This window comes from Leptospira fainei serovar Hurstbridge str. BUT 6 (assembly GCF_000306235.2).
Taxonomy (GTDB): Bacteria; Spirochaetota; Leptospiria; order Leptospirales; family Leptospiraceae; genus Leptospira_B; species Leptospira_B fainei.
Map to the genome: position 1 here is coordinate 1,610,242 of NZ_AKWZ02000010.1, position 12,002 is coordinate 1,622,243.

At 45.5% G+C, this 12,002-nt stretch carries 11 protein-coding genes; 8 read left to right on the forward strand and 3 right to left on the reverse strand.

Translation table 11 applies throughout. From position 1 onward, the window contains the following. Nucleotides 1-73: 73 nt before the first annotated feature. Entirely contained in the window at nt 74-1,834 is a 1,761-nt protein-coding gene (locus LEP1GSC058_RS16650; RefSeq protein WP_016549987.1) for an acyl-CoA dehydrogenase family protein, read from the reverse strand. A 360-nt stretch (nt 1,835-2,194) separates the two neighbouring features. Here LEP1GSC058_RS16650 and msrB point away from each other — a divergent pair, with 360 nt between their 5' ends. Together msrB and LEP1GSC058_RS16660 are read left to right on the forward strand one after the other, a co-directional pair. Continuing rightward, the gene (msrB, locus tag LEP1GSC058_RS16655; RefSeq protein WP_198014427.1) at nt 2,195-2,590 is read left to right on the forward strand and encodes a peptide-methionine (R)-S-oxide reductase MsrB; all 396 of its coding nucleotides are present in this window, start codon (nt 2,195-2,197) and stop codon (nt 2,588-2,590) included. A gap of 201 nt (nt 2,591-2,791) precedes the next feature. Then, a complete protein-coding gene (locus tag LEP1GSC058_RS16660; protein ID WP_016550484.1) occupies nt 2,792-3,694 on the forward strand; it encodes an esterase/lipase family protein in 903 nt (300 codons plus the stop codon). Between the two features lie 28 nt (nt 3,695-3,722). On the opposite strand, the gene LEP1GSC058_RS16665 is transcribed toward LEP1GSC058_RS16660, so the two are convergent. After that, nucleotides 3,723-4,334 (reverse strand): TetR/AcrR family transcriptional regulator, encoded by a 612-nt coding sequence (locus LEP1GSC058_RS16665; protein ID WP_016549393.1) that lies wholly within the window; start codon nt 4,332-4,334, stop codon nt 3,723-3,725. A gap of 153 nt (nt 4,335-4,487) precedes the next feature. Between LEP1GSC058_RS16665 and LEP1GSC058_RS16670 the strand changes: the two genes are divergently transcribed. The 5 genes from LEP1GSC058_RS16670 to LEP1GSC058_RS16690 all read left to right on the forward strand — a co-directional run bounded on the left by LEP1GSC058_RS16670 (nt 4,488) and on the right by LEP1GSC058_RS16690 (nt 10,243). Beyond that, on the forward strand, nt 4,488-5,363 hold the full coding sequence (locus LEP1GSC058_RS16670; RefSeq protein ID WP_016551033.1) for a thioesterase family protein: 876 nt from the start codon (nt 4,488-4,490) through the stop codon (nt 5,361-5,363). Nucleotides 5,364-5,415: 52 nt separating this feature from the next. Further along, entirely contained in the window at nt 5,416-6,741 is a 1,326-nt protein-coding gene (locus tag LEP1GSC058_RS16675) for a thiolase family protein (RefSeq protein ID WP_010414977.1), read from the forward strand. Between the two features lie 373 nt (nt 6,742-7,114). Continuing rightward, entirely contained in the window at nt 7,115-8,437 is a 1,323-nt protein-coding gene (locus tag LEP1GSC058_RS16680) for a thiolase family protein (RefSeq protein ID WP_016550760.1), read from the forward strand. 124 nt (nt 8,438-8,561) lie between these two features. Continuing rightward, entirely contained in the window at nt 8,562-9,104 is a 543-nt protein-coding gene (locus LEP1GSC058_RS16685) for a glutathione peroxidase (protein WP_016549825.1), read from the forward strand. 32 nt (nt 9,105-9,136) lie between these two features. Beyond that, on the forward strand, nt 9,137-10,243 hold the full coding sequence (locus tag LEP1GSC058_RS16690) for an alpha/beta hydrolase (RefSeq protein ID WP_016550113.1): 1,107 nt from the start codon (nt 9,137-9,139) through the stop codon (nt 10,241-10,243). A gap of 28 nt (nt 10,244-10,271) precedes the next feature. On the opposite strand, the gene LEP1GSC058_RS16695 is transcribed toward LEP1GSC058_RS16690, so the two are convergent. After that, the gene (locus tag LEP1GSC058_RS16695) at nt 10,272-10,982 is read right to left on the reverse strand and encodes a dienelactone hydrolase family protein (protein ID WP_016549422.1); all 711 of its coding nucleotides are present in this window, start codon (nt 10,980-10,982) and stop codon (nt 10,272-10,274) included. A 119-nt stretch (nt 10,983-11,101) separates the two neighbouring features. Here LEP1GSC058_RS16695 and LEP1GSC058_RS16700 point away from each other — a divergent pair, with 119 nt between their 5' ends. Next, a complete protein-coding gene (locus LEP1GSC058_RS16700) occupies nt 11,102-11,968 on the forward strand; it encodes a ChaN family lipoprotein (protein WP_016550278.1) in 867 nt (288 codons plus the stop codon). The last annotated feature ends 34 nt before the right edge of the window (nt 11,969-12,002 follow it).

A 12,002-nucleotide genomic window follows, 5' to 3' on the forward strand; every position in this document is an offset into this window, starting at 1 on the left:
AACCGACAGCAGCGCAATGCAAGAACGGGATCACCGATAGGTTGTTACGCTGCCGATGATCCCATGAAAGGACTTAAACGGCGACTGCCTGACGAGAAGCTCTCTCTAGTTTGAATAAATTTCCTTCGGCAATTGCTAAGGAATCTATATTATAGGCTTTGGATGCTTCTTCCCGTTTTTTCTTGGAATCTCCGTTTGATTTTAGGAGAGATTTTTCCAAAAGAAGTCCGCATACCAGTCGAGCTGCGTTCTCTACCGTTTCGAAAGCTAACGTATCTTTCACCTGACTGTCTGTGATCGCTTTGAATTTCTGAACGGTGGTTTCCACATATTCCCAAAGTTTTTTCAAATCTTCGGACGGTTTAAAACTAGCCAGTTCGGTTTCAATATATTGACGAAGACTTCCTGTCGGAGACATCCCGGAAACTACTCCTCCGATTGCGGCTACGATTTGCAATTGGGTGGTTCCTTCATAGATGGTCGTAATACGACTGTCTCTATATATACGAGCTACGTCGTAATCTTCGGTATATCCGCTTCCTCCATGAATTTGTAAAGCTTCGGAAGCGATGGAAACACAACCTTCGGAAGCATAATACTTGCTCATAGGGGTGAATAAATCCGCAAGTTTTTCCCAGCGGCGGATGGTTTCATCCTGGCTTACATCGCGCTCGCTTTTTCCTTCTTCCTTTATCATTCGCTCTTTACGCCAATGATAAAGTTCGATGGCTCTACCCGTTTCGGAGATTAAGCAACGAGTGGCTAGAATTTCACGTTCCATCCTATCCAACATTTTTTTCACTGCCGGGATCTGGCGTATCGGCTTCCCGAATTGAATCCTTTCGGATGCGTATTTATCCGCTTCGAAATACGCCGCGGTCGCAATTCCAAGGGATTGAGTGGCGATCGTTAAACGAGCGGCATTCATCATTCCCATCGAGTATTTCACGAGACCATAACCGGTTTTTCCGATCAGTAGACCGGGGGCATTTTCGAACACGACTTCGCAAGTGGGAGAACAATGTAATCCCATCTTATGCTCGACCCCTGCGATATGAACGTCCTTGCCTTGAACCAAAAAGAAAGATAGCCCTCGTGCCCCGCTTTCGGGAGAACCGGTTCTCGCTAACGTTAAGATCACGGAAGGCGAATCTATATAACCGCATGCATGAGTGATAAATCGCTTCGCTCCGGTAATTTTCCATGTTCCGTCGGGAGCTTGAACCGCTTTTGTCTGAACGTTCGGAAGATCGGATCCGTAGTTGGGTTCCGTCAACGCCATCGCCGCACTGAATTCTCCCGCGGCAATTTTAGGAAGCCATTCTTTGCACATTTCTTCCGATGCGAATCTTTCCATAATTTCTACGATGTTTATGTTTCCGTACGCTAAGCAAAATGCGGCATCGGCTCGCGCTGCGATTTCGCACATCATAGATTGAACCATTACCGGTAAACCGAGTCCGCCGTATTTGCGACTGATCGATATCGGCATCAATCCGGAGTCCTTTAGAGTTTTGTAACATTCTTCTTGGGCTTTCGGGAATGTTACTTTACCGTTTTCGTATTTTAGTCCGATCTGGTCCATTTCCTTGCTACGAGGCGCTACGAAATCTCCCATCATTTCACCTAACGATTCGAGAATGGAATGATAGTATTCCTTAGCTTCCTCTACGCTAGACGGCGCATAAGCATAACGTTCGTCGCCGGTTTCCTTGAACTTGGCTGCATCACCGAAATTACCTTCATAGGCGAGTATCGCCTCTTCCCAATCAATAAGAGTATCAAAATGCAATAATAGATCTTCATTATCTTGGAAATAGTTTCCTTGAATCATCGCGTTTCCTCCGCAGAACTTTGAAGGTAAGGTTTACTCTCTTAGGAGGGTGTTGTCAAGCTGTACCCGCTTTTCCGAATGGATCTAAGTTTTCCGAACGGGTGTTCTCTATATTGCTTTGATGTTATAACTTCGATTCGAACTAAAGAATCTAAAATCATTTGATAATCGAACTTTTAGGGAATTTTCATCCAATTCGAACGTAACCTTTTTAAATCCCGTCGAAGTGTATAGCGGGAGAAAAAAGCCATGAATAAGCCTGTATTTCTTCTTTGCATAATACCCCTATGGGCAGCTATGCTAAGTGGAACCTGCTCTCCGAGTTACGGAGAACCGAAGGAAAAGTCGAAGGGAAATAAGATGAGCTACGAAGTGCAGAAATCCGAAGAAGAATGGAAAAAGGTCCTCACTTCCGACCAGTACCGGATACTGCGGGAAAAGGGAACCGAAAGGGCGTTTACCGGAGAATATTATTATAATAAAGAAAAAGGAAAGTATCTATGCGCGGCCTGCGGAGCGGAACTTTTCAATTCGGATACGAAGTACGAGTCAGGTAGCGGATGGCCTTCCTTTTATAAACCGGCAACGGAAAAAGGGGTCGTATCGGAAACGGATACTAGCCATGGAATGACTCGGACGGAAGTCCATTGCGCTCGTTGCGGAGGACATTTAGGCCATGTCTTTCCGGACGGACCAGCTCCTACAGGATTACGTTATTGTATCAATTCTGCATCTCTAAAGTTCAAAAAAGAGTAGTAGAACTTTCTTCATTTTCCGAGGAGTAGTCGAGTCTTGGCGCTCCTTCTTTTAAGCGTTTAGAAAGTGAATTTGCTTTTGCTTCGTCCTGCCTTTGATCCGAGCTAAACGGGGAGGATTTACGATAAAATTCTGTTTGCGCAGGAGAGGAACTCGAAGAACCTTCACATCGGAGCGTCCGCAAAATTCGGATTCAGCCTCATGAAGAAAGATCATTTAACTTATTTTCCCGAAAATCGTTCCGTTCGTCCCGTCATCGTTCAGCATCTCGCCGAATTCTATTATAACTTCTATTATTTGGTCAGCAATATTATCGGAATTTTTGTGACGCTACCGGATCATACGGATGGTCACAAACGTCCTATCGTGCTGGTCACCGGATTTTTGGGACGTAATATTACTTGGAAAGCGATGCGAGATCGTTTGGTATCGCTGGGACATCCTGTTTATGCTGTCCCGCTCGGTTTTCAAACCGGAGATATTCGCAAGAAGAGTAAATTATTAGAGAATTTCATTTTAGAAAAGGGAATCAAGGATTGCTATATAGTCGGGCATTCCATGGGCGGTCTGATTGCGGCAGGACTGAGTTACAAAGGAAGAGACAGGGTTCGTAAAATCTTTACGATGGGTTCTCCTTTGCACGGAACGTACATGGCATACACTGCGCCTATCTTTCCATGTACTTGGCAAATGATGCCTGGATCAAAACTGGTTCGAGAAGTCGTAGAGACATACTCTACATTTCATAATGTCCAAGCGATTTTTACCCGGGGTGATTTTATCGTTCGCCCCTGGCAAAGCGCTCGGCTGGGGCATTTTGACGACGTGGAAATTCCCGAATACGGCCATTTGAATCTATATCTCGGACCTTTGGGAATCGAATGTTTGAGTTCCTTGATTACGTCGGAAGAAAAGAAAGATCCGCTTCCGATTAAACCTAAATCCGCTAAACAGGATGCAGATGGCGTGATTCCTGCGACTGCAAAAAAAGTTAAATCTAGAAAAGTCGCGACCGCTAAAAAGAAAGCTGCGCCGAAAAAGACAAGCTCTCCGAAAAAGAAAGCAGTGGGAAAAAAATCGACTAAGCCTAAGAAGAAGCGATAAGGAATCATATTCGATAAAAATCGAATTCTTATCGAATCGTGTATTCTTCGAAGATTTCACGCAATGAATCTTCCATTTCACGAATGTATCTCAGATCCTTGGTCATTCTCCATAGAGTAATAGACCCGTGGTAAGCCATCAATACTCGTCTAGCGATATAATGGATATCCATGTTTCTGGCAAGCTGACCGGAAGCGACGGCTCGGCTCAGGTATTCCCGGATCATTCGGATCCACTTATCCGCGATTCCCTTTAGGAATTCCGTATATTCCGGGTCGGAATCCATAACCTGATTCGCAAAACCGGCAAACGGGTCTCCATGAAATTCTGCGTGCCGAATTTGTCTCTCTTTGAGAATAACCCAAGCCCGAAGGAACTCCTGCACTTCCGGATATCGATCCATTAAGGAACTGAGGTCCGCCAAAGTCTTTTCTTCTTGCCGGGCAAGGTACGCGATTCCGAGCTCTTTTTTAGAGGGGAAATGGTCGTACAAACTAGCCGCAACGGATCCCGATTCCTGGATAATTTGTCTCATCCCGGTATTAGAGAATCCTTGTTTGTAGAAAAGTTCTGTGGCAGTGTCTAGGATCCGTTCCCGGACGCTAGCCCCGGAGTCTCGCTTCTTTCTCTGCGCTGTCATTTGGCTAATTCTTGGATATTTTCATTATCTCTCTAAATTCCTCTTCCCGTCAATAGAATTTGGGATTAGTGAATAAAAAACCAGAACGAACGTTCTGTATTTTTTGTTGCCCCGATTTCGGCCATGTCTAACCTAGTGCCAGGAAGTTCTCTCATGTCTGTATCCGAATTACATACGGTCAAGACCAGGTTTTCGGACCTGGATACTCAACGACATACGACTAGTCGAACCTACGAAGACGCCTGTCTCGGAGACCGATACCGGATTCTGGAAGAAGCAGGATACGATTGGAAGCGGATGGTCGAGGAGTCTGTTCGAATAACTACGATCGCTTCGGATATACGTTTTCTTGCACAGCAGATGGAAAATACGGAACTGGGAATTCGGACGGAGACTCGCCCTGGAGAAACCGGGGTAGTGCTATTCACTCAGGAAATTCTCGGGCCTAACGGAAAGATCGCCGCGGAAATTCGTACCTTGGTTCGCATTGAAAAAGGCGGGCAACCATTGCAAGTTCTCACTTCGGAGGAAAGCGCCGAGGCCTTAGTGGCGTCGTTTGAATCTATTCTTCCATTTTCGGGCCGTTGCGAGCGCGCCGCTACCGATCGGGATTTGTTTTATTGCGAACGAAATCCGTTCGGAGAGTACAACCCTTCCCATTATTGGCGCCTTCTGGAAGAGGGGCGATGGCATTTTACCGCGGATTCCGGTCTTTCTCTGGAAGACTTAGTAGCGATGGACACGACCTTATTTTATATGGGCGGAAAAATCCGCTACCATCGACCTTTGATTCCCGGAAGAAAAGCTAGAGTAAGGACTTGGATTCGGAACTTTGAAAAAATTTGGAGTAGAATGCGCCAAGAAATCACCGATTCAGTGACGGGAGAAATTTTAGCCGAATCTTTGGATGACCTCCTCGTAGTTTCCGTAAGCAAGGCTCGGCCTAAGAAGCCTCCCGAACAATTGGTAACCGGATTCGCACGCGTAACCGAATTTCCCGAAGGCGGAGTGCCGGAAGGTGAATCGTGAAATATTTAATTAAATCAGTAACAGAAGTAAGACTAATGTCTGGAGATAGACTATGAAACTCGAGAAAAAATTGGCGATATGCACGCCACGTAGAACTCCCTTCGCTCAAATTGCGAAAGCCCTGGGACCTTATCCCGGACATCATCTAGGCCGCATCGTGGCCGAAGATATCATCGCAAAGAGCGGATTAAAGAAAGAGCAGTTTGACGGAATCGTAGTTGGAGAAGGATTCTCTAACGCGCCGAACTCTGCTCGTGTAATCGCGAACCTGATCGGTTTGCGCGACGAAGTGCCTTCGATCACCGTTTCCAACAACTGCGTTTCCGGAATCGAAGCCCTTTCCGAAGCGGCTCGCCGTATTATTCTGGGCGAAGGCCAGGTATATTTAGTGATCGGCGAAGAATCCCAAACGTCCATGCCATTTGTCGTAAAGAATGCCCGTTTGAACAAAAAAGCCGGGTCATTGGACAAATTGAAGAAGCTTCTACCCGACAATCTTCCAGAAGGAGTAGAATTAAGAGATACTCTTGAGGACGGATTGGGTGACGGTGAGACTTCTTACGGCATGCAGGTTACTGCGGAGATTCTCGCTCAGAATTATAATCTTTCCAGAGAGCTTACGGATAAACTGGCATTCGAATCATTTAAGCGTGCATTAGAAGCTTCTAAAGCGGGAAGATACGCTCCGTATATAATTCCGGTTAAAGACGAAGACGGTACCGAACTTGCCATCGACGAGGCAGTCGGTCTCCGCGAAGGTCTGGTAGAGAACCCCAGCCGTATGGGTCGCGCGATGCTTCTCTTCGACAATCCTCAGATGAAGTTCGACGAGTTCAAAACAAAATACGCAAAGGACTTGACCGCTTCTCATGGACCGACCGTTTCCATTTTCAACGCTAGTCCTCGTTCCGACGGCGCTGCAGGAGTGATTTTAACTACTGTTGAAAAAGCTAAGGAATTAGGACTTAAGATAGAGGCGGTTCTTTCCGGCTGGAGAATGAAGGGAGTCAATCCGAACTTGATGGGAGTCGGACAAGCATATTCGACTGAAGGCTTATTGCAAGACGTAGGCTTAAAAATCCAAGATATCGATTATGTAGAAATTCACGAAGCGTTTGCGGCAACTGCAGTGGCAGCTTTGGAACAACTCAAACTCGATACCGGTTGGGATTGGGAAAAAAGTTTTGATGATAAGAAAATCAATCCTAACGGAGGATCGATCGCGATCGGACATCCGTTCGGAGCGACCGGAATCCGCCTAGTAGCGAATGCGATCATGGACCTGAAAGAAGATGCAAAAGCCAAGCGCGTTGTCATAACCGCTTGCGCTCACGGCGGAATTGCAGGTTCTATGCTGATCGAAAGATACGAAGGTTAAGAAGTCTTTAAACTTTTGTTTATATCGGCCCCGGGGGAGATGTTTTCCCTCGGGGTTTTTTTATCGTCCAGTCTCGTCGGAAGATTCTGATAACGATTCGGAACGGCGGATTTTAGATAGGCTTGGGTCTCGAAAGGTATGTGAAACGGCCGAGTTCACTTATCCTCGAAATTACCTATCAATATCCTAAAAACGACGGGTTGCGCGGACACATTTTGAAATGCGCTCTATTTCCCATTATTTTTGCATTTACATTATAAAAAATAAGAACGATCGTTCTGTTTTTTATAAATATTATAGACCGAGGAAGGTCTAATTCTTGAAGACAGGCCGAATATCGAAATGAGATAAGCCGACCGTCAGGAGAGAGAGTATGAAACTCGAAAGGAAATTGGCGATATGTACTCCGCGTAGAACCCCGTTTGCTCAAATTGCAAAAGCTCTTGGATCTTACCCGGCTCATCATTTAGGTCGTATCGTTGCCGACGATATCATTCAACGGAGCGGTTTAAAGAAAGAACAATTCGACGGAATCGTAGTCGGCGAGGGCTTTCCGAGTGCGCCGAATTCTGCTCGGGTTATTGCAAACTTAGTGGGCTTACGAGATGAGGTTCCTTCCATTACGCTTTCAAATAATTGCGTGTCGGGATTCGAGGCAGTCATAGAAGCAGCGCGAAGAATTATTTTAGGTGAAGGGGAGCTCTTTCTTGTGATCGGAGAAGAATCCCAAACCGCGATGCCATTTATCGTCAAAAATGCGAGAATGAATAAAAAAGCGGGCTCTCTGGATAAACTTAAGAAACTGCTTCCCGATCACTTACCGGAGGGGGTCGAAATTCGCGATACTTTGGAAGACGGACTGGACGACGGTGAAAATTCCTACGGAATGCAGGTTACTGCGGAGATTCTCGCTCAGAATTATAATCTTTCCAGGGAAATTTCGGATAAAGTCGCGTTCGAATCTTTCAAACGAGCGTTAGAAGCTTCCGAGGCCGGAAAGTATTCTCCTTATATCATTCCCGTTAAAGACGAAGAAGGTAACGAGCTGCGGGTCGACGAAGCCGTCGAATTGAGAAGAGGTCTGGTGGAAAATCCCAGTCGAATGGGTCGCGCAATGCTATTATTCGATAATCCGCAAATGAAATTCGAGGATTTTAAAACGAAGTATGGAAAAGATTTAAAGGTCACGCATGGACCGACGGTATCGATCTTTAACGCAAGTCCTCGTTCGGACGGAGCTGCCGGACTTATTTTAACAACGGTGGAAAAAGCAAAGGAACTAGGCTTAAAAGTTGAAGCGGTCCTTAGCGGCTGGAAAATGAAGGGAGTTCACCCGAATCTTATGGGCCTAGGGCAAGCGTATGCTACGGAGAGTTTGCTTGAGGAATTCGGTTTAGTGATCGAAGATATGGATTATGTAGAAATTCATGAAGCTTATGCTGCGACCGCGATCGGTGCAATGGAGCAGATCAGGATCGATACCGGTTGGGATTGGGAAAAAAATTTCGATGCAAAGAAAATAAATCCCAATGGAGGATCGATTGCAATCGGGCATCCCTTCGGAGCAACCGGGGTTCGACTTATTACCAATGCGATTATGGACATTGTCCAGGACAAGTCCGCAAATCGCGTATTAATCACGGCTTGCGCTCATGGAGGAATTGCCGGCACGATGATCATAGAGAGATACGAATAAAAGTTTAATTCGCTTTCCGAAGGAAACGGCTCCGTGAGAACACGTTCGGGGCCGTTCCTTAAAATTCTTTCCTTAATAAAACTTTTTGGCGGACTTTCGAGCCGGTCGGTTTTGTCTAAGCACTATGTATTGGAAACTTCCTTTCGCATTTCTTATCGGCCTACCGTTCCTTTCGATATTGGGAGCTCCGACGAGTCTTTACGATTTTACGGTAAAGGACATTCGGGGAAAAGAAATATCGCTTTCTAAATATAAAGGAAAGACGGTCTTGATCGTGAATGTCGCATCGAAATGCGGTTATACTTATCAGTATGACAATTTAGAAAAAGTTTATAAAAAATACAAAGAGAAGGGCTTTGTCGTGGTCGGTTTTCCCGCAAATAATTTCGGATCACAGGAGCCGGGTAGCGATAAGGACATCGAACAGTTTTGCCGGCTTCAAAAAGGAGCGACCTTCGATATGATGTCTAAGATTTCCGTGAAGGGAGAAGATAAACATCCGTTATACTCGTATCTAACGTCTGCTTCTCAGCCTTCCGGGGAAATTGAATGGAACTTCGAAAAATTTTTAATCTCTCCGGAGGGTAAGATCGTTTCTCGTTATCCTTCCGCCGTAGAACCTGACAGTAAGGCAATCACCGAGGCGATTGAGAAAATTTTGAAGTAGATTTTGCCGGACCTATCCCGAAGGTAAGCCATATGAATTTTCGTTTTGTCCTCGTTCTTATTTTGTTACCTGTCTTTGCTTCTTGCGTTCAACATGGAAAGAAGATGAGCGAGACGGAAACGATTCAGGACGTTCTTTTGATATTGTCGTACCCGTATCTCTTAAACAACTGCGCGATTACGGGAATTTCTCCCCAGGGACCGGTTACTCAAATCACCGGCGGGTACGGGGCGAGAGGAACTCATCAGGTCGCGGTCGCTCCGCTACAAAATCCGATCGCAGATCGACGCGTCTGCGTTTATTATCCGGCCGATCAATCTAGTCCGGCCCCCGTACTATTTTTGTTTCATGGTTTCAGCTCTCCTTCTGCAGAGCCTTACTATCCGTTGATCGATTTTTACGTTTCGAAAGGTTATGTAGTCGTATTTCCCATATACTTTTCCGATACCAGACCTCCAACACAGAATTATGATATAATGTGGGCCGGACTTAAATTTGCGGTCGATACGTTTCCAAGTAAGATCGATACGCGGAAAGTCGGCTTTATGGGGCATTCATACGGTGGAGGCGCCTCTCCTTATATGGCTCATAAAGGTTTGTTCGAACAGTCCTGGGGTTCTCTCGGATCTTTCATGTATCTTGCAGCTCCTTGGTACTCGTTCAGCACGACGAACGCGAATCTCGCCGATTTTACCAGCGCTACTAAATTAATCGTCCAGGTTTACGAAGAGGATCAGACGAACGATCATCGGATGGGAATCGATATCTATAATAACGTGACCAACATCGCATCTACCGAAAGATCCTATCAGGTTGTCCATACCGATTCGTACGGCGGCTACACGTTGAAGTCGGACCATTATGTTCCGATAAAAGATACGATTCTTGGAATCGGCGCCTTGAACGGTTATGATTTCTACGGCGTCTGGAGGCAATTGGATGCATTGGCAGATTATGCATTTAACGGAACGGTTGCCGGCGCTAATACCGCTTTAGGCTCGGGAAACGGAAACTTCTCCATGGGAACCTACCCGGACGGATCCGCCGTAAAACGGATGGATTTTACCCGTAGCCCTGCCCCTTTGCAGGCGGAGAGTTATTATTCCCAACAATGGAGTAATCCCCTAAATCCTAGATAGACTGGAAACTATCTCGTCGGGCCCTAAATTAAGAAATCATAAGATAGGTTTTTAAAAAAGAAACGGTCAAGCTCCAAGCTTGCTGCGCGGATTCTGTATTATAGGCGGATCGTGCATCGCAGAAAAAACCGTGATTAGCGTTCGAAAAAATCGCCTCCACATAATTCTTATTATGCTTTCGTAAAGAATCCGAAACGGATCTATAATGTTCGGGTAAAATATTTTTATCCAAGCCCGCCCACACGAGTAGGATAGGACCGTTCTGTCTTTCGCAATGAGATAATAGGCTGGGCGCGATTCCTCCGCCATAAAAGGATACCGCCGTTTGCAAAGGCAATAGGGAATTCGCAAGAAACGAAACCTTCCCTCCGAGGCAGTAGCCGACGCTTCCTATCGAGTCCGCTTTCACGTCCGATCGGGAAAGTAACCAGGAATACGTCGCGTTTAGATCCGATTCAAGAGTCTCGATTGTGATCGCGCTAAAATGAGGTCGAGCGGCCCTAAAATCTTCATAATTACCTTCGTACCCGGGAGGGGCCGTCCGATGGAATAATTCCGGTGCGATCGTATAAAATCCTTCCCGAGCGAACCTCTGTGCCACATCTTTTATATGATGATTTACGCCGAAGACTTCCTGCAAAAGAATAAGAGCCGGAGAAGGTCCTTGATCCGGTTTGGCGATAAACGCATGCATGATGCTTCTGTCATCGATCGAAAGTCGGGTTTGTTCTATGATCACCGGATTGCCTCATTCACGGAATGAAATTCATTCGTTTGGAGAATGAAAAGTCAAGGTTTCATTCTGAAATCTTTTAAAGAAATTCTTTTCTTTTTTATATCTCAGTTCATTCTCTGATTATGTTATTTCGAAAAATTCTTCCTATTTTCATTATACCGCTCGGATTGGCTTCCCAGTCCGACGGTTCGGTATCGGAGAAGATATTCGATTCTAAATCTCAAACCCGCGCATCCTGGACTAGCGTCGAAAGTAAAGTTCGTGAAGCCGACGTGATTATTGTCGGCGAAGAGCATGATGATGAGGCAGGCCATGAATGGCAGCTTAATACGTTTAAAAAATTATCGGAGAGTTTCTCCATTACATTATCACTCGAAATGTTGGAAAGGGACCAGCAGATTATCGTAGATGAATATCTGAAGGAAGAGTTAACCGAAAAAGGATATTTGAATTATACGAAATTTTGGCCTAATTATTCGAAAGATTATCACCCGTTAGTCGAGGTCGCAAAAATTCGTAATATTCCGGTCTTGGCTTCGAATGCACCAAGAAGATACGTGAATCTGGTCTCTCAAAAAGGAATCCGGTCCTTGATGAAAATTCGTTCCCCTTTTTTACCGCCTCGGTATCTACTTCGTTTGCATCGACAAGTTGAATACGAGGCTAAGTTAGCGAAAGCAATGGGAGGACATCATTCGGATGGCTCCACTTCGAATTTACAAAACTTCGTAGATGCTCAATATCTTTGGGATGCCAGCATGGCTGACGCAATCGCGGAGGAATTTTATACAACGGGTAGAAAGATCGTTCATATCAACGGTCGGTTTCATAGCGACCAAGGAATGGGTGTTACCTATCGTTTAAGACAAATGGGTTTAAAAGTCTTAGTATTTAGCGTTTTCCCTTTAGAAGAGGGGAAAAAATTGGGGGTGGAGGAGTTCCAGCTTGCGGACTTTTTGGTCGTAACACCCAGAAAGTCGCTTCCGTAAGACTTCCTTCATAATTTCGTGCTTGTAGGAGCGC

Excerpts from the sequence above, each read along its gene's own strand:
- LEP1GSC058_RS16650 (WP_016549987.1), bottom strand. The coding sequence starts at position 1,834 with ATGATTCAAGGAAACTATTTCCAAGATAATGAAGATCTATTATTGCAT.
- msrB (WP_198014427.1), top strand. The coding sequence starts at position 2,195 with ATGAGCTACGAAGTGCAGAAATCCGAAGAAGAATGGAAAAAGGTCCTC.
- LEP1GSC058_RS16660 (WP_016550484.1), top strand. The coding sequence starts at position 2,792 with ATGAAGAAAGATCATTTAACTTATTTTCCCGAAAATCGTTCCGTTCGT.
- LEP1GSC058_RS16665 (WP_016549393.1), bottom strand. The coding sequence starts at position 4,334 with ATGACAGCGCAGAGAAAGAAGCGAGACTCCGGGGCTAGCGTCCGGGAA.
- LEP1GSC058_RS16670 (WP_016551033.1), top strand. The coding sequence starts at position 4,488 with ATGTCTGTATCCGAATTACATACGGTCAAGACCAGGTTTTCGGACCTG.
- LEP1GSC058_RS16675 (WP_010414977.1), top strand. The coding sequence starts at position 5,416 with ATGAAACTCGAGAAAAAATTGGCGATATGCACGCCACGTAGAACTCCC.
- LEP1GSC058_RS16680 (WP_016550760.1), top strand. The coding sequence starts at position 7,115 with ATGAAACTCGAAAGGAAATTGGCGATATGTACTCCGCGTAGAACCCCG.
- LEP1GSC058_RS16685 (WP_016549825.1), top strand. The coding sequence starts at position 8,562 with ATGTATTGGAAACTTCCTTTCGCATTTCTTATCGGCCTACCGTTCCTT.
- LEP1GSC058_RS16690 (WP_016550113.1), top strand. The coding sequence starts at position 9,137 with ATGAATTTTCGTTTTGTCCTCGTTCTTATTTTGTTACCTGTCTTTGCT.
- LEP1GSC058_RS16700 (WP_016550278.1), top strand. The coding sequence starts at position 11,102 with ATGTTATTTCGAAAAATTCTTCCTATTTTCATTATACCGCTCGGATTG.